The 16,971-nt window shown below is 74.0% G+C and carries 12 protein-coding genes; 5 read left to right on the top strand and 7 right to left on the bottom strand.

From position 1 onward, the window contains the following. Window positions 1–212 precede the first annotated feature (212 nt). Window positions 213–1,244 (bottom strand): methyltransferase, encoded by a 1,032-nt coding sequence (locus tag ACZ4M8_RS20855; RefSeq protein ID WP_467609996.1) that lies wholly within the window; start codon window positions 1,242–1,244, stop codon window positions 213–215. 177 nt (window positions 1,245–1,421) lie between these two features. Between ACZ4M8_RS20855 and ACZ4M8_RS20850 the strand changes: the two genes are divergently transcribed. Together ACZ4M8_RS20850 and ACZ4M8_RS20845 are read left to right on the top strand one after the other, a co-directional pair. After that, entirely contained in the window at window positions 1,422–2,744 is a 1,323-nt protein-coding gene (locus tag ACZ4M8_RS20850) for an amidohydrolase (RefSeq protein ID WP_467609447.1), read from the top strand. A 366-nt stretch (window positions 2,745–3,110) separates the two neighbouring features. Further along, window positions 3,111–4,217: a MerR family transcriptional regulator gene (locus ACZ4M8_RS20845; protein ID WP_467609445.1), complete on the top strand. Its 1,107-nt coding sequence runs from the start codon at window positions 3,111–3,113 to the stop codon at window positions 4,215–4,217. A 384-nt stretch (window positions 4,218–4,601) separates the two neighbouring features. Here the strand turns inward: ACZ4M8_RS20845 and ACZ4M8_RS20840 are convergent, their stop codons facing one another. Next, a complete protein-coding gene (locus ACZ4M8_RS20840) occupies window positions 4,602–5,987 on the bottom strand; it encodes an MFS transporter (RefSeq protein WP_467609443.1) in 1,386 nt (461 codons plus the stop codon). 513 nt (window positions 5,988–6,500) lie between these two features. Between ACZ4M8_RS20840 and ACZ4M8_RS20835 the strand changes: the two genes are divergently transcribed. Next, window positions 6,501–7,034: an AMP-binding protein gene (locus tag ACZ4M8_RS20835; RefSeq protein WP_467609441.1), complete on the top strand. Its 534-nt coding sequence runs from the start codon at window positions 6,501–6,503 to the stop codon at window positions 7,032–7,034. A gap of 318 nt (window positions 7,035–7,352) precedes the next feature. Next, complete coding sequence (locus ACZ4M8_RS20830) at window positions 7,353–7,718, top strand: hypothetical protein (protein ID WP_467609439.1); 366 nt, start codon at window positions 7,353–7,355, stop codon at window positions 7,716–7,718. A gap of 40 nt (window positions 7,719–7,758) precedes the next feature. On the opposite strand, the gene mscL is transcribed toward ACZ4M8_RS20830, so the two are convergent. The 5 genes from mscL to ACZ4M8_RS20805 all read right to left on the bottom strand — a co-directional run bounded on the left by mscL (window position 7,759) and on the right by ACZ4M8_RS20805 (window position 13,657). Continuing rightward, window positions 7,759–8,274: a large conductance mechanosensitive channel protein MscL gene (gene mscL / locus ACZ4M8_RS20825; RefSeq protein ID WP_467609437.1), complete on the bottom strand. Its 516-nt coding sequence runs from the start codon at window positions 8,272–8,274 to the stop codon at window positions 7,759–7,761. Window positions 8,275–9,206: 932 nt separating this feature from the next. Next, window positions 9,207–10,040, bottom strand: a complete 834-nt coding sequence (locus ACZ4M8_RS20820) for an S-methyl-5'-thioadenosine phosphorylase (protein WP_467609435.1) — start codon at window positions 10,038–10,040, stop codon at window positions 9,207–9,209. A gap of 78 nt (window positions 10,041–10,118) precedes the next feature. Beyond that, window positions 10,119–10,469 (bottom strand): FmdB family zinc ribbon protein, encoded by a 351-nt coding sequence (locus ACZ4M8_RS20815; protein ID WP_467609434.1) that lies wholly within the window; start codon window positions 10,467–10,469, stop codon window positions 10,119–10,121. A gap of 69 nt (window positions 10,470–10,538) precedes the next feature. Continuing rightward, window positions 10,539–11,849: an MFS transporter gene (locus tag ACZ4M8_RS20810; RefSeq protein WP_467609432.1), complete on the bottom strand. Its 1,311-nt coding sequence runs from the start codon at window positions 11,847–11,849 to the stop codon at window positions 10,539–10,541. Between the two features lie 284 nt (window positions 11,850–12,133). After that, window positions 12,134–13,657 carry a potassium/proton antiporter gene (locus ACZ4M8_RS20805; protein ID WP_467609431.1) on the bottom strand — a complete coding sequence of 508 codons (1,524 nt, stop codon included), beginning with the start codon at window positions 13,655–13,657 and terminating at the stop codon, window positions 12,134–12,136. A 260-nt stretch (window positions 13,658–13,917) separates the two neighbouring features. On the opposite strand from ACZ4M8_RS20805, the gene ACZ4M8_RS20800 reads away from it, so the two are divergent. After that, window positions 13,918–16,638 (top strand): penicillin acylase family protein, encoded by a 2,721-nt coding sequence (locus ACZ4M8_RS20800; RefSeq protein ID WP_467609429.1) that lies wholly within the window; start codon window positions 13,918–13,920, stop codon window positions 16,636–16,638. The last annotated feature ends 333 nt before the right edge of the window (window positions 16,639–16,971 follow it).

The following is a 16,971-nucleotide window of genomic DNA, read 5'->3' as shown; positions in this document are numbered from 1 at the left end:
CGGCCGTGATGGGGCGCCGCCGGGTGGATGCGGCCGGGGCGCCCGGAGCCGGTCGCGCGCCGCCGGGCCGCCCCGCTTCGTACCCGGGACGCGCAGTGAGCGGCCGTCGCACGGTGGGCGTGCCCCGGCCGGACGCGCGGGGCCCCGGCCGGCCCCGGGCCGCGGGCGAGGGCGCCGCCCGGACCCGGCGTACGGGCCGCCCGCCCGTCAGGTCATTCGGCGACCGCCTCCACCACGGACGGGGGCGCGCCGGTCGGCAGGACGCGGGTGAGCCGGAAGCCGCCGGACGACAGCAGCGCCGCGAACTCCTCCGAATCGCGCTCCCGCCCGTCGACGACCGCCATCATCGCGACGTCCATCGTCTTGCCGAAGTGCGGGGCGTTGCCCGGTGGCAGCACCGACTCGACGATCAATATCCGGCTGCCGGGCGCCATCGCGGCGCGGCAGGTCCGCAGGATGTCCCGGCACCGCTCGTCGGGCCAGTCGTGCAGCACATGCTTGAGGACGTAGACGTCGCCGCCGTCCGGGACCGCCGTGAAGAAGTCGGCCTCCTCGGTGCGCCAGCGGCCCTTCAGCTCGTCGTCGTCCAGCAGATGCCGGGCGAGGGGCGGTGCCTGGTCGACGAGGATGCCGGTCAGTGCCGGGCGGCGGCGCAGGACCGCGCGGAGCAGTCCGCCCCGCCCGCCGCCGACATCGACGACGGTGCCGGTCTCCGGGAAGGGGTAGGCCGCCGCGATCGCCTCGTCCGCCGCGGACGTCAGGGAGGTCATCCCGTCGTCCAGGAGGGTGCGGGCCCGCTCGTCGCCCTGGAGGTAGGTGAAGAGGGGCTGCCCGAAGAGCCGCTCGAAGGGCGCGGCGCCGTCCCGGACGGTCTCCTCCAGCTGCGCCGATGTCTGCAGGAACAGCGAGTCCGTCAGCATCAGCACCGCGGTGTGCAGCGAATCGGGGACGTCGGTACGCAGCAGACGGGCGGCGGGCGTGAGTTGGTAGGTGCCGGAGGCGTCCTCGTGGAAGATGCCGCGGCTGGCGAGAAGGCGCAGCACCCGGCGCAGATGCGGGGCGTGTGTACCGGTGACCTCCGCCAGCTGCTCGGGGGTGCGGGGGCCGCGGGCCAGGTGGTCGGCGAGGCGGTAGTGGGCCGCGGTGCGCAGCGCGGCCGAAAAGAGGTGCCCCAGCGCCTGGTCCGTCAGGTGCGTGACGAGATCGGTGGGCTCGCCGGTCGGTCGGGGGGATGAAGTGGCCAACGTCCGCCTCCGGTCATCGACGTGAAGGTGCTGGTCCACGGTGGCAGCGTCCGGCCCGCGTGTCACCAGAGCGCCGGGCCGCACCCGCGAAGTCCGGCCAGCCGGGCGCCGGGTTCGCGCCGTACGGAGGTGGCCGGTAGGGATGCCTGGACAGCTGACCCGTGGTCGAATGCGTGTATGGGCCACCGTGATGACGATCGTGAGAACAGGACCGCTGCCACCGCCGGAAGCGAAGGCGGGAGGGAGCCTGCCGGCGCGGACGCCGCGGACCGGGACGCCGTACTCGCACCGCTCGACGCCCGCCTGGACGATCTGGTGGCGCTCTACGAGGACCTGCACCGCCACCCCGAACTCTCCTTCCAGGAGACCCGCACGGCTGCCGAGGCCGCCCGGCGCCTGACGTCCTGGGGATACGACGTCACCACCGGCATAGCCGGGACCGGTGTCACCGGGGTGCTGCGCAACGGGTCGGGTCCGGTGGTCCTGCTCCGCGCCGATATGGACGCGCTGCCGGTCGCCGAGGAGACGGGTCTGCCGTACGCGTCGACCGTGCCCGGGGTCATGCACGCCTGCGGGCACGATGTGCACGTCAGCTGTCTGCTGGGCGCCGCCGACCTGCTGGCGGCGGGGCGGTCGCGCTGGTCGGGGACACTGGTCGTGCTCTTCCAGCCCGCCGAGGAGAACGGCGGCGGCGCCCGCGCGATGCTGGACGCCGGGCTCTACACCGAGGGGATCGTGCCGACGCCGGACGTGGTGCTGGCCCAGCACGTGGCCCCCTTCGGCGCGGGGCTGATCGCGTACTGCCCCGGGGCGTGCATGGCCGCGGCCGACAGCCTGGAGATCACCTTCCACGGCACCGGCGGCCACGGCTCCCGGCCGGAGACCACCATCGACCCGATCGTGATGGCGGCGTCGTTCGTCCAGCGGGTGCAGTCCGTGGTGGCGCGCGAGGTGGCGCCCGGCGAACGGGCGGTGGTCACCGTCGGCTCGTTCCGGGCCGGTGACAGCGCCAACGTCATCCCCGACCGCGCCCAGGTCAAGCTCAGTGTCCGCACCTTCGACGAGGCCGTACGGTCCCGGGTGCTGGACGCCATCGACCGGATCGCGCGGGCGGAGGCGGAGGCGTCGGGGGCGAAGCGGCCGCCGGAGACCGCGGTCCTGGACGCCTTCCCGGTGACCTTCAACGACGCACGCACACTGCGGCAGGTCAACTCGGCCCTCACCGGGCTCTTCGGCGAACAGCGGCTGTTCGCGTACGACCCGGCGTCGGGCAGCGAGGACGCGGGACTGCTGGCCACGGCCGCCGGGGCGCCGCTCTACTACTGGTGGCTGGGCGGCTGGGATCCGGAGGCGTTCCACACGGCGTTCGCCGCCGGGCGGCTGGCGCAGGACATCCCCTCCAACCACTCGGCGCGCTTCGCGCCCGTCCCCCGCCCGACCCTGACCATGGGCGTCCAGGCCCTCACGACAGCGGCTCTGAGCAGGCTCGAAGCGGCGTAGCGGAGGCCGCCCGGTACGTAGGTCCTGACGCAGTCCGGGCCGCCGCGCGGGCGCCGGGGCACACCGCGCCGCCCGAGTGACGCGGCTCCGGGCGGTGCCGGGAGGCGGTGCGGGCGCGTGTCCCGGAGCCGGTGCCGGGCGGTGGTCCGGGCGCGTGGCGAGGGGGACCGGGGCCGCCCCTTCCCCGGGGCCGGCCGTCGCCCGTTCCGGCCCCGGCGCCGGGCGCCCCGGCAGCCCCGGTGACGGACGGGATTGACCTTGCCCTTGGGGGAAACCGCAGCATCGGTGGAGCCGGGCGACGGACCCGGCACGAGGAGGACGGCCGGGCGCCCCACGGCTCCCGGGCGGAGCGGGAAGGGGCGGACGGTGACGGGGTACGGAGAGCGCGCGGAACCAGGGGCGGCGCTGCTGACGATCGGGGCGTTCGCCCGAGCCTGCCGGCTCTCGCCCAAGGCGCTGAGGCTCTACGACGACCTCGGCCTGCTGGTCCCGGCGCACGTCGACCCGTTGAACGGCTACCGGCGTTACGCGCCGGCGCAGCTGGAACGGGCGCGGCTCGTCGCCTGGCTGCGGCGGCTCGGGATGCCGCTGGCCCGTATCCGGGAGGTGTGCGCCCTGCCCCCGGACGGGGCGGCCACCGCGGTCGCCGGGTACTGGGAACAGGTCGAGGCCGACACCGCCGACCGCCGCGACCTGGCCTTCTTCCTCGTCGACCAACTGACCCGGAAGGACTCCACCATGACGACCACTTCCTCTCCTGTGACGCTGCGGGCCGCGGCCCTGACCGACGGCGGGCTCGTCCGTACCGCCAACCAGGACGCGGTGTACGCGGGGCGACGGCTGCTGGCCGTCGCCGACGGATACGGCGCGGACGGCGGCCGGGCGGCGGTTACGGCGCTCGCCGAACTGTCGGCCCTGAAGGAGCGTGATCTCGCGCCCGCGGATCTCCTCGGCGCGCTGGAGGAGGCAGCGCACCGCGCCAACCGCGCGGTCCAGCGGCCGGCCGCAACGGGCGCGGCGGAGGCGGGCTGCACCTTGACGGCGCTGCTGCGCGCCGGGGCCCGGTTGGCGCTGCTGCACATCGGGGACTCGCGCGGCTACGTGCTGCGGGACACCGGGCTGGTGCGGCTGACCCATGACCACAGCCTCGTGCAGTCCCTCATCGACGAAGGGCGGCTCACCCCGGAGGAGGCGCCCGGCCATCCGCAGCACGGGCTGCTGACCCGTGCCCTCGACGGCGGTGAGGCGTTCGCCCCCGAACTGCAGTCGCTTCACGCGCGCCCCGGCGAGCGGTACCTGCTCTGCACCGACGGGCTCCACACCGTCCTGCCGGCCGCCACCCTCCAGGAGGTGCTGACCGCCGCACCCGGCCCCGAAGAGGCCGTACGCGAACTGGTCGCACGGGCGCGGGAGGCCGGCGCCCCGGACAACGTCGGCTGCGTGGTCGCCGACACCACGGCGGCGCCCGCCTGACCCCGCGGAGCGCGGTGGACGCGGCAGCCACCCCGCCCACCGCCCGGCCCGGCGCCGACCGCCACCCCACTCACGCCACCTGCGCCGGGCGCCCATGGGCCGTCCGATGGCGGGACGGGCACCTCCGCGTCCACTTGGACCACGCCGGACCGCACCACGTCCGCGGACACCGCGCCGACCACTGCCGCGCCCACCCGCGCCGAGCCGCTCAGCCCAGCGACCACTCGTCAACTTCCGCATGCCGAACCCCCGTTGAATCACCGTGCGTCACCTTCCGCGTGATGTCGCTGACTCAGCGTACGGCCGCCGAGGCGCGCCGCGCCGAGCCTGTGGATAACTTCGCGACGGGGTGCGTGACGCATGCTGCACGGGCCCGAGCGGCGGTCATTCCGTGTCGCTTCTTCCGCCCCTGCGCGTCGTTCGGCGGAGGAGCCGGAGGACGGTCGGGGCCATCAGGACGACCGCCGTCGTCAGGCAAGCCCCGCCGAGGAAAGCGGGGCGAGGGCCCTCGTCAGGGAGCGGCAGGGCGAGGCCCAGTCCCGCGGTGACGGTCAGAACCGCCTTGGTCACCCCGGCGGCGGTGCCCGCCCCGTCGGCCGCCGCCAGGGCCTGCGTGCCGGTGAGGGCCAGGGCACCCGCCGTCCCCAGAGCGGCCGTCGCGACCGTGGCCGCCACCAGGACCGGCAGCGGACTTGCGCCGCACCGGGACAGCGCCCCCGACGCGACGGCCGCCACTGCCAGACAGCCCGCCATCACCGCGGGCCCGGTCGCCGCTCGCACCCGTCCGGCGACCGGACCGCCTGCCGCCAGCGCCCCGGCCGGTAGCAGGAACGCCAGACCGGCGGCGGCCGGTGACAGCCCGGCAGCTCGTTCCAGCAAGTGCGGCACGGTGAAGAGCAGGGCCACCGTCGCCGCGTTGGCCACCGCCCCCGAGGCCGTCAGCCGCAGATACCGCCCGTCGCGGAGCAGCGCCGGGTCCAGGAGCGGCGCCGTCCGGCGCGCCCGGTGGACGCAGCCGGCGCCCAGTGCCACCGCGGCGCCCAACCAGGCCCACCACCAGGGGCCGCCCCCCAGGGCGAGCACCAGAGCGGCGCATCCGCCCGTGGCGCTCGCCGCGCCCACCACGTCCGGACGGGGACGGGCCGCGTCCCGCACGGCCGTCCCCGGGGCGTGCGGTGCGGCGGGGCGCCGGGCGACCACCGCGGCGGCCAGCGCCGGGAGCGCGGTCAGCCAGAAGACGGCCCGCCAGGAGCCGTACTGTGTGACCGCGCCGCCCACGAACGGGCCGCAGGCGGTGGCGAGCCCGGCCAGCCCCAGCGCGCGGCCGGTCATCCGCCGCCCCCGGGGCCCGGGGAAGAGCCGGGTCAGCAGCGCCAGCCCGTTGGGCATGATCAACGCGGCGCCCGCCCCTTGGAGCACCCGGGCCGCCACCAGGAGCGGCAGCGTCGGCGCGAGGCCGCAGGCGACGGCCGCCGCGGCGAACAGCAGCAGCCCGGCGCGGAACATCCGGCGCCCGCCGCATGTATCGCCGAGCCGCCCGGCAAGGGGCATCAGCGCCCCGGCCGCCAGGAGATAACCCCCGCTCACCGCCCGCCCGAGGGCCGCCGGCCCCGGCAGGTCGTCCCGGATGACGGGGAGTGCGACATGCAGCGCGAACGCGTCCAGCTGAACGCAGAACGCACCCGACGCGACCGCGGTCGGCGCCCGCCACCCGCCCCGCCCGGGGCCGTGCGCGGACGGAGACGGCGGGACGTACGGGGGTGTGGGCATACGGTGCGGCCTTTCGTACGGGCGCGCGTGCGGGGCGCGCGGCATGGATGGATGCGCCGGGGCGCGAGGGCGCGCACCCGGGGCGGGCGGAATGCGGGGCGACCTCTGTCGCGGGGAGGGGAACGGGTGCCCGGAGCGAGGCGTGGAGCGGCGGCGAGCCGAGGTGAGGCGGGATTCCGCCGGGGACCGGACACGGCGCGGTCGGGAACCCGAGGTCAGACGCGGTGCCGGGAGACGCGGTGCCGGGAGGCGCGGGAGCGGGGTGCCGGGATCCGGCCCGGGGAAGCGGCGGGGCGGGCCCGGCGCGGGGCGATCGGCGGCGGACGGAAGCGGTCTTCGCCGGGCGATGCCTTTCGGTAGCGTAGCGGCCCGCGCCGTACCGGGTGCGCCGGTGGGGCACAGGCCGCTCGGGCGAAGGCGGTGACCGCCCCGCCGCACCGGTGGCCGCGCGTACAACGGACGTTCAGCGATCGTTGATCGGCGATCTTCACACTGATCCGTATGTTGCGCCGTGTGACCTCAGAGCATGCAGATGGCCCCAGCGAGCCGCGGGACGGCCGCCGGTCGGGCGGCTCGCGGCCCGCGCTGACCTGGTCCGGGGAGCCGGGCCGGCTGGAGGAGCTGACCCACGGCATGCTCCTCGACCGGGCGGAGCGCGCCGCGAGCGCCCTGCGCCGCCTCGGCGCCGGCGCCGGCGGCCGGGTCGCCGTCCATCTGCCGCTGGTCCCGGAATCGGTGATCGTCACACTCGCCTGCGGGCAGTTGGACGCCGTCCGTGTCACGCTCCCGGTGCAGCTCACCGCCCCGCAACTCGCCTCCCGCATACGGGAAGCGCGCGCCCAGGTGCTGATCACCGCGGACGCGGCGTTCTGGGAGGGGGCCGTCCACCCCGTGAAGCCGGTCCTGGACCGGGCCCTGAACCATGCCGACTGCCGGGACACGACGACCCCCGCCGCGCCCGTCCTCGTCGTCAGCCGCTGCGCCCGCCCGGTGGGCTGGAACCCCGGCCGCGACCACTGGTGGCACGAGGAGCTGGCACGGGACTGAGCCCCCGGCCCGCCCCCTCACCCCGCCGGCGCTGCGGCGTGCCCCGGACGGTCCTCCGGAGCACGCGGCCGCACCCCCGGTCGCCGACCGGCTGCGGTCCTTCGAGGAGCACGGCCCCGGTCGCCGACCGGCTGCGGTCCTTCGAGGAGCACGGCGCCGTCCGCCTGCGTAACGCCGCATGGCTCGTCACCGCCACCACCGCCGGCCCGCCCTGACCCGTCGGCCGCCCGAGCCCGCCCGGGGGCACGTAATGGGCCGGGCCCGCGCCTCACCCCGACCGGCCCCGGGCCGCACCGGGACCGGCCGTACCCTGAGAGGGTGAGCACCACCCCCGCACCCGATCCGGCGGACTCCCAGGACCCGACGCCCGCGCCCGTACCGCCGGGCCCCGCCCCGGAGCCGGGCACGCCCGCCGCCCCGCCCGCCACCGGAACCGGTGAACCGGCCGAGGACCGGACGTCCCACGGCTCCGCCGACGGCCGGCCGGACCGGGACGCCGACGAGGAGCGGGCGGCCGCCGCCCGCCGCCGCGCCCGCGCCGCGCTGATCTTCGACGATCCGCTCTCCCGCCGCTCGGACGACGACTCCGACCGTGGCTGGGGCGAGCGTCCCACGGGTGACGCCGCCGACAGCGCCGCCGACCTCCGGCGCTTCCTCGACGAAAAACCGCCCCACCACCTCTGAACGAGGCGGTGGAGCGGTCCTGGTCGGCCGCGGGTTCCCGCTACGACTGCGTCTTCTGCGTGATGACCGTCCCGACGGCTTCCGACGCCGACGAGGACGAGGACGAGGAGGAACCGTTGCGCTGCGCGATCAGGGCGTCGCGGATCTCCGACAGCAGCTCGACCTCGGTCGGCTCCGCCGGGGTGTCGTCCACCGGCTTGCGGGCGTCCATCCGCTCCTTCCACTTGTTCATCGGAAGGATCATGAGGAAGTAGACGACACCGGCGGTGATCAGGAACGTCAGCACCGCGCTGAGGACCGAGCCCCACAGGATGTAGATCCCGTCGGTGAACTCGCCCGTCTTCTTGTCGACGACACACGTGGTGAGGCAGGTCTTGTAGTTGTCGAGGTTCTGCGAGCCGAAGGCGCCGACGATCGGGTTGATCACGCCCTTGACCACCGCGTTCACGATGTTGGTGAAGGCCGCACCGACGACCACCGCCACCGCGAGTTCGATGACGTTGCCCCGCATCAGGAAGTCCTTGAATCCCTGCAGGACGCTCTTGCTCTCGCTCAACGGTCGGCCTTTCTCCATGTGCTTTACGGACGGTGCACCAACGAACAGCACCGCAACTTACGTCAGGGCGGGGCAGTGGTGTCCAGCCGCTCCACACGAACCAGTGAGCGACCAGAGCGTCAGTGCGGATCACATCCGGGGCGCCGGGGAAATAACGGGCGCGCTCCGGGCGGCATGCGGCAGCGACCCCGCCGCCGGCAAAAGTTTCGCGCGGCCGGGAAACGGACGCCACTCGATCTTGCCCCATGGACTACCGCCCCTCCGGCGCCGCCGAAGAGGCACAACCGGCACCGGCCGGAGTCCGGTCCGCGTCCGATAACTCCCCGAATGCCCATGTCGCGGCCGTGATCGCGAGCCCCGCCGCGGTCAGCCGCCACCAGGCGGCCCGGCGCCACGGATGCCGTACGCCGCCGAGCCGCAGCGGCGGGAAGTGGGGCACCTCACACGGCGCGGGGGTGGGCAGCACCACCGGAGGCGGGGCCGGGCGCACGGCGTGCGGAGCGGACGGGAGGAACGGGGCATGAGGCACGGGAGCACCGCCTGCGATGAGGGAACGGGACCGACGCCCCCACCGTGCCCGCTCTCCCCGCCCCGCGCGTGGGCCTGTGGACGGCCTCGGCGGCTGGGGAAAACTCCGCCACCCACCCGAGGGATCCGCCCCGAAGGCCGCAACGGACCGGCCACGAAGCCGCGCCCGTACCCGTCGGCCACCTCCGTACCGGGGGAAACCCGCACCCGGAAGTCCGGGCTGTCGCCGCAAGGTCCTACCGGCTCCCGCCCCGCAAGCCCCGGCTCGTGCCCGTATCCCCAGGTCACGCCCGCTCCGGAGGGCCCGCCCCGGGGCCCGCTCGCAAGCCTCGTCCGAGGCGCGCGGCCTCCGTCCGGGGCCCGCCCGCAAGCCTCGTCCGGGGCGCACGGCCCCGACCGGGGCCCTACGGCAGCTCGATTCCCAGCTCCCACCCGTCGTGCACGGCCGCGCATCCACAGGTGCGGTCGCCGGTGGCCGGGAGGGCGCCGACCGCGTCGAAGAGGACCTCGCGCAGCCGGCCGACGTTCTTCCCGAAGACTTCGAGGACGTCGTGGTGGGAGACCCCCTCGCCCGCCTCGGCGCCCGCGTCCAGGTCGGTGACCAGCGTCAACGAGGCGTAGCAGAGGCCCAGTTCGCGGGCGAGCGCGGCCTCGGGGTGGCCCGTCATGCCGACCACCGACCAGCCCTGGGCGGCGTGCCACCGCGACTCGGCGCGGCTGGAGAAACGCGGCCCCTCGATCACCACGAGCGTGCCGCCGTCCACCGCGTCCCACTGACGGCCACGCGCCGCCGTCAGCGCGGCGGTCCGGGCGCCGGGGCAGTACGGATCGGCGAACGGCAGGTGGAAGACGCGCGGAATGCTGCCGTCGGGGAGCGGGACGCCGTCGAAGTACGTCTGGGCGCGCGTCTTGGTGCGGTCCACGACCTGGTCCGGGACGAGCAGCGTGCCCGGTCCGTACTCGGGGCGCAGCCCGCCCACCGCGCACGGGCCGAGGACCTGCCGGACGCCGACGGAGCGCAGCGCCCACAGGTTGGCGCGGTAGTTGATGCGGTGCGGCGGGAGGTGGTGGCCGCGCCCGTGCCGGGGCAGGAACGCGACCTGCCGCCCGGCGACCTCGCCGAGGAACAGGGAGTCGCTGGGGCTCCCGTAGGGGGTGTCCACCGTGATCTCGGTCACGTCGTCGAGGAAGGAGTAGAAACCCGATCCGCCGATGACGCCAATCTCCGCGTCAGCCATGCCGGTCAGCCTACGGGGTGCCCCGCACGCACCGGACCCCCGCCGTCGGTGCGACGGCGGGGGTCCGGGGAAGCGGGATCAGGCGGCGGAGCTGCTGCTCGCCGAGGACGAGGTGCTGCTCGCCGACGAGGACGAGGAGCCGGTCGACGACGCGGTGGACGACGACTTCGTGTCCGAGCCGGAGCCGGACGAGCCGGAGTCGGACGTGCTCGCCGAGGAGGAGGACTTCGCCGGGCTGCTGCTGGACGACGCGCCGCGGCTGTCGTTGCGGTAGAAGCCGGAGCCCTTGAAGACGATGCCGACCGCGGAGAACACCTTCTTGAGGCGTCCCTGGCAGCTGGGGCACTCGGTGAGCGCGTCGTCGGTGAACTTCTGCACCGCCTCGTGGCCCTGGCCGCACTCGGTGCACTGGTACTGGTAGGTCGGCACTGTGACTTCCTCCTGGCACTCTCACTCGATGAGTGCTAACGACGATCCATAGTGCAGTATTCCGGCGCGTCAGTCCACTGTGGCCGCCGTACGGTGACCGACCCCACGCTCCGCCGCGTCACCGTCCGCCTCGCCCGAGGGCGCCCCGGACGACGTCACCAGCCGGTTCGCACCCCGGGGCAGCAGCCGTGAGCGCAGCGTCAGCAGCACCGCCAGCGCCAGCGCGGTACCGGCCAGCGGTACGAGGAAACCGCTGCTCGGCGCGTACGCGTCGGCCAGCCGGCCCGCCGAGGTCGCGGCCGCCGCCTGGCCCAGCGCCACCGCGCCGGTCAGCCAGGTGAACGCCTCCGTACGGGCGCCCGCCGGGACCAGAGACTCCACCAGCGTGTAGCCGGTGATCAGCGCCGGGGCGATGCACAACCCGATGACCAGGCCGTTCGCCGCCAGCAGCGGCACCGCCGTGATCGCCCACAGCGGGACGGTGGCCAGCGCCAGCAGCCCGTACGCGACGAGCAGCCGGCGGCGCGGGCCGGTCTTCCAGGCGATGGCGCCGCAGGCCACACCGGCCAGCATGTTGCCCGCCGCGAAGATCCCGTAGAGGACGCCGTTGATGCCGGGACGGCCGATGTCCTGGGTGAACGCGGTCAGCGTGACCTGCATGCCGCCGAAGACGGCGCCGATGCCGAGGAACGCCACGACCAGCACCCGCACCCCGGGGACCGACAGCGCCGAGACGTGCGGCGCGTCCCCCCGGCGGTCGCGGTGGACCGGCGGCTGGCTGCGCCGCTGCGCCGCGAAGAGGAGTCCGCCGGCCAGCGTCAGCGCCGCCTCGGCGATCAGTCCGGCCGCCGGGTGGACGCCGGTGCACAACGCCGTGGCCAGCACCGGACCGACGACGAAGGTGAACTCGTCGGTGACCGATTCGAACGCCGCGGCCGTCGGCATCAGCGGACTGCCGCCCAGCCGCGCCGCCCACCGGGCCCGCACCATCGGGCCGACCTGCGGCGTCGAGGCGCCCGTGGGCACCGCGACGGCGAGCAGCGCCCACAGGGGCGCGTGCGAGAGGGCCAGCGTGATCAGCGCGGCGATGCCCGCGACGTGCACCAGCACGCCGGGCAGCAGCACCGCGCGCTGCCCGAACCGGTCGGCGAGCTTGCCGCTCTGCGGGGCGAACAGCGCCATCGCGACGCCCGTGGTCGCCGAGACCGTACCGGCGGTGCCGTAGGAGCCGGTGGTGTGCTCCACCAGCAGGACGATGGAGATCGTCAGCATGGCGAAGGGCTGCCGGGCCAGGAAGCCGGGCAGGAGGAAGGTCCACGCACCGGGGGTGCGCAGCAGTTGTCCGTATCCAGGACGGGAGTCCTTGACCGCGGATGCCACGGCCGGGCCTTTCTGCCGCCTGGTAGCGCACGACCGCGAGTGTTCACGGGTGGTGCGCCGAGAGCTGTCCTCTCGCGCAGGACCGAGTGATACCGCGTGGCCCGCACCGGGCCGCGGCCGCCGAGCGGTCGCGCCAGCTCTGCATCAGGCAGAGTGGTGTGGTGATGTGCTGAGGGGATTGTACAGGCCGGTACGGGCACGGCCCTGGGATCGGCCGGGGCCGGACGGGGTTCTCCTTCGGATCGGTGGTGCGCCGCCGCACGCCGGGGCGGCGCACCGATCCGTCAGTCGTGGTGCGGGCGGCGCCGGTCCGCACCGTGCCCGGCGGTGGCGGGTGTCTTCTTCCGCCACCCGTGGCGGCGTACCGCCTCGACCGGCGCCTCCACCGCGGTGCCCAGCCAGCCGGCCAGCTTGCCGCCGGCGGAGACGGCCTGGAGCCGCTTCTCCGCCGCGTCGCGTACCTGGTCGGTGGCGACGACCAGCAGTTCGTCGCCGCGCCGCAGCACCGTCGTCGGCGTCGGGACGAAGCTCTCGCCGTCGCGGACGACGAGGGTGACGGCGGCGCCGGACGGCATCCGCAGCTCCCCGACCTCCACGCCGTGCATCCGGGAGGTGGCGCTGATCGAGGTGGACAGCAGGTGGCCGCGGAGCCGCTCCAGCGGCGCCGACTCGATGCCGAGGTCGGCCGCCTCCTCCTCGCCGAGCCGCAGCCGCCGGGCCAGCCACGGCAGCGTCGGGCCCTGGACGAGGGTGTAGACCACGACGAGGACGAAGACGATGTTGAAGACGCGTTCGCTGCCGGGCACCCGGCCCACCATCGGGATGGTGGCCAGGACGATGGGCACCGCGCCGCGCAGTCCGGCCCAGGACAGCAGCGCCTCCTCCCGCCACGGCACCCGGAACGGCAACAGTCCGAGGAAGACCGACAGCGGCCGGGCCACGACCGTCAAGATCAGGCCGATCAGCAGCGCGGGCACGATGTCGTCGAGGAGGTTGTGCGGCGTCACCAGCAGGCCCAGCAGGACGAACATGCCGATCTGGCCTATCCAGCCGAGCCCTTCGGCGAAGCCGCGGGTCGCCGCGGAGTGCGGCAGTTTGGCGTTGCCGAGGATCACCGCGGCCAGATAGACGGCGAGGAAGCCCGAGCCGTGCGCCAGCGCGCCCGCCGCGTACGCCGAGATCGCGATGGCCATGACGGCGATCGGGTACAGGCCCGAGGCGGGCAGTGCCACATGCCGCATCCCGTACGCGCCGAGCCAGCCGACGGCCAGGCCGATGGCCGCGCCGATCGCCAGCTCCAGGGCGATCTCGCCGATCAGGACGTACCAGTGCTCCACCGGTCCGGCGGTGGAGAAGGCGACGACGAGGATGACCACCGGGGCGTCGTTGAAGCCGGACTCGGCCTCCAGTACGCCGGTCAGGCGGGACGGCAGCGGTACCGAGCGCAGGACGGAGAAGACCGCGGCGGCGTCCGTCGACGACACCACCGCGCCCACCAGCAGCGCCTGACGCCATTCCAGACCGGCGAGGTAGTGCGCCCCCGCCGCGGTGACCCCCACGCTCACCGCGACGCCGAGCGTGGAGAGCAGCGCCGCCCGGGGCAGGGCGGGCCGGATCTCCTTCCACTTCGTCCCGAGGCCGCCCTCGGCCAGGATCACGACCAGGGCGGCGTAGCCGAGCAGTTGTGTCAGCTCGGCGTCGGAGAAGTCCACGCCGCCCAGTCCGTCCTGCCCCAGGGCGATGCCTATCCCGAGGTAGATGAGCAGGCTGGGCAGCCCGCTGCGCGACGAGATGCGTACCGCGGCCACCGCGACGAGCAGTACGAGCGAGCAGATCAGCAGGAGTTGGTTGAGATGGTCGACAGTCAGGAGCTGGTCCTTCCGCGCGCGGTCCGGAGGCGGGTCCGGTGCCTTTCCTGGCTTAATCCTTACCGTATCTAGTTACTGAGGCTAACAATTTACCATCGCTTGAACCTCGGATGCGCTGGTCATGACTCCGCGTAGGGGCCGCGCGACCCGTGCGCCTATGGTTGCTCCAGCACTCCCACCCTGCCCCTCGAAGGACAGAGATGCCCGCCAACAAGACCGGCCCAGCCCCCAAAAAGAAGAAGGGGCGGCGCGGCCGCCTCGTCGCCGTCGCGGTCGTGCTGCTGCTCGTGGCGGGCATCGCCTTCGGCGCCTTCTGGGGGGTGAACACCGTGCGGGCGTCGTTCCCGCAGACCACCGGGTCGCTCAAGCTCGCGGGGCTGACCGCTCCCGTCGACGTCCGCCGCGACGCGCACGGCATACCCCAGATCTACGCCGACACCGATGAGGACCTCTTCCGCGCCCAGGGCTACGTCCAGGCGCAGGACCGCTTCTGGGAGATGGACGTCCGCCGCCACATGACGGCCGGCCGCCTCTCCGAGATGTTCGGCAAGGACCAGGTCGACACCGACGCCTTCCTGCGGACGCTGGGCTGGCACCGCGTCGCACAGCAGGAGTACGACACCAAGCTGTCGCCGGCCACCAAGAAGTACCTCCAGGCGTACTCCGCCGGCGTCAACGCCTACCTCAAGGACCACGAGGGCTCCGCGCTCTCCCTGGAGTACGCGGCGCTCGACCTCCAGAACGACTACGAGCCCGAGCAGTGGACGCCCGTCGACTCGGTCGCCTGGCTCAAGGCCATGGCCTGGGACCTGCGCGGCAACATGCAGGACGAGATCGACCGCTCCCTGATGACGAGCCGGCTCGACGCGCGGCAGATCGCCGACCTGTACCCGGCCTACCCGTACAAGCGGAACAAGCCGATCGTCGAGGGCGGCGCGGTCAACCCCGTCACCAAGGAGTTCGACCCCAAGGGCCACGGCACCGGCACCACCGCGAACGGCACCCCCGGCGGCGCCGCCCAGGGCCTCCAGCACCAGCTCTCCGCGCTCTCCTCCTCGCTCGACAAGATCCCGGCGCTGCTCGGCCCGAACGGCAACGGCATCGGCTCCAACTCCTGGGTCGTCGCCGGCTCCCACACCACCACCGGCAAGCCGCTGCTCGCCAACGACCCGCACCTCGCCCCGCAGATGCCCTCGCTCTGGTACCAGATGGGCCTGCACTGCCGCACCACCGGCCCGAAGTGCGGCTACGACGTGGCGGGCTACACCTTCTCCGGTATGCCCGGCGTGATCATCGGCCACAACCAGGACGTCTCCTGGGGTATGACCAACCTCGGCGCCGACGTCACCGACCTGTACCTGGAGAAGATCACCACCGACGGCTACCTCTACGACGGCCGCCGCCGGCCCTTCACCACCCGCAAGGAGACCATCAAGGTCGCCGGCGGACCGAGCCGCGAGATCACCGTCCGCTCCACCGGCAACGGCCCCCTCGTCTCCGACCGCGACGACGAGCTGGCCACCGTCGGCAAGCGGGCCCCCGTCGGCAACGCCGCCCCCGACCGCGGCGACGGCTACGCGATCTCGCTGCGCTGGACCGCGCTCGACCCCGGCAGGTCCATGGACGCCGTCTTCGAGCTGAACCGCGCCAAGGACTTCACGAGCTTCCGCAAGGCCGCCGCCGACTTCGAGGTCCCCTCGCAGAACCTCATCTACGCCGACACCAAGGGCAACATCGGCTACCAGGCCCCCGGCCGTATCCCCGTCCGCGCCAAGGGCGACGGCTCCCTCCCGGCGCCCGGCTGGGACCCCGCCTACCGCTGGTCCGGCACCATCCCGCAGTCCGCGCTGCCCTGGGAGTACAACCCGGCCCGCGGCTACATCGTCACCGCCAACCAGGCCGTCGTCGACGAGAAGAAGTACCCCTACCTCCTCACCAAGGACTGGGGCTACGGCGCCCGCAGCCAGCGGATCAACGACCTCATCGAGTCGAAGATCAAGGACGGCGGCAAGGTCTCCACGGACGACATGCAGAGCTTCCAGCAGGACAACAGCAGCCAGATCGCCCGGATCCTGACGCCGTACCTCACCAAGGTCAACATCTCCGACCCGTACGTGCGGGAGGCGCAGCAGCTCCTCGACGGCTGGGACTTCACCCAGGAGCCGGACTCCGCGGCCGCCGCCTACTTCAACGGCGTCTGGCGCAACCTCCTCAAGCTCGCCTTCGGCCACAAGATGCCCAAGGAACTGCGGGTCAAGGGCGAGTGCCTGACCGTCCGCCCGGCCGCCGGCAGCGGCCCCGTCGACGACCTCGCCAAGTTCGTCCGCGAATGCGGTGAGCGCGCCCCCGACATGGCCCAGCCCGACGGCGGCGACCGCTGGTACGAGGTGGTCCGCTCGATCCTCGACGATCCGGACAACGCCTGGTGGAAGACGGCGGATCTGCCCGGCCACCCCGGTGACAACAACCGCGACCAGCTCCTCGCCCACGCCATGAAGGACGCCCGCTACGAGCTGACCTCCAAGCTGGGCAAGAACATCGACAACTGGACCTGGGGCCGTCTGCACCAGCTGTTCCTGAAGAACCAGACCCTCGGCACCGCGGGCCCCGGCTTCCTCCAGGGCCTCTTCAACCGCGGCCCGTGGAATGTCGGCGGTGGCGAGGCGGCGGTCAACGCCACCGGCTGGAACGCCTCCGGCGGCTACGGCGTCACCTGGGTCCCGTCGATGCGGATGGTCGTCAACCTCGCCGACCTCGACAAGTCCCGCTGGATCAACCTCACCGGCGCCTCCGGCCACGCCTACGACGCCCACTACTACGACCAGACCGACAAGTGGGCCAAGGGCGAACTCCTCCCCTGGGCCTTCGGCCAGGACGCCGTCAAGAAGGCCACCAAGGAGACCTTGACCCTCACCCCCTGACGGCCTCCGGCCCGTGCACGAACGGCCCCGGCCCCCGACCGCGCGACGCGGCCGGGGGCCGGGGCCGTTGTGACGCGGCCGGGGCCGGCGCCGTTCCGGCCGCTCCGCCGGGCTGTTCCGGCCAACCGGGTCGGGGCCGATACGGGCGGACCCGGGGGCCGGGGCGGATCCGGTGGCCCGGGGCGACCCGGCAGAGGCGGCTTCCGCACGGTGGCCCCGGCCCCGCACGGCTGACCGGCCCCGCACGGCGGCCCTGCGGCGTAGGGCGGTCCTGCTTGTGCGGGGCGTGGCCCGGTCTCGTACGACGGCCCGGCCCCCGGCGGCCCGGTCCCG

Source organism: Streptomyces sp. NPDC027185 (assembly GCF_055567035.1).
This window is presented reverse-complemented; position numbering and strand designations above follow the sequence as displayed.

Excerpts from the sequence above, each read along its gene's own strand:
- ACZ4M8_RS20800 (WP_467609429.1), top strand. The coding sequence starts at position 13,918 with ATGCCCGCCAACAAGACCGGCCCAGCCCCCAAAAAGAAGAAGGGGCGG.
- ACZ4M8_RS20840 (WP_467609443.1), bottom strand. The coding sequence starts at position 5,987 with ATGCCCACACCCCCGTACGTCCCGCCGTCTCCGTCCGCGCACGGCCCC.
- ACZ4M8_RS20850 (WP_467609447.1), top strand. The coding sequence starts at position 1,422 with ATGGGCCACCGTGATGACGATCGTGAGAACAGGACCGCTGCCACCGCC.
- ACZ4M8_RS20820 (WP_467609435.1), bottom strand. The coding sequence starts at position 10,040 with ATGGCTGACGCGGAGATTGGCGTCATCGGCGGATCGGGTTTCTACTCC.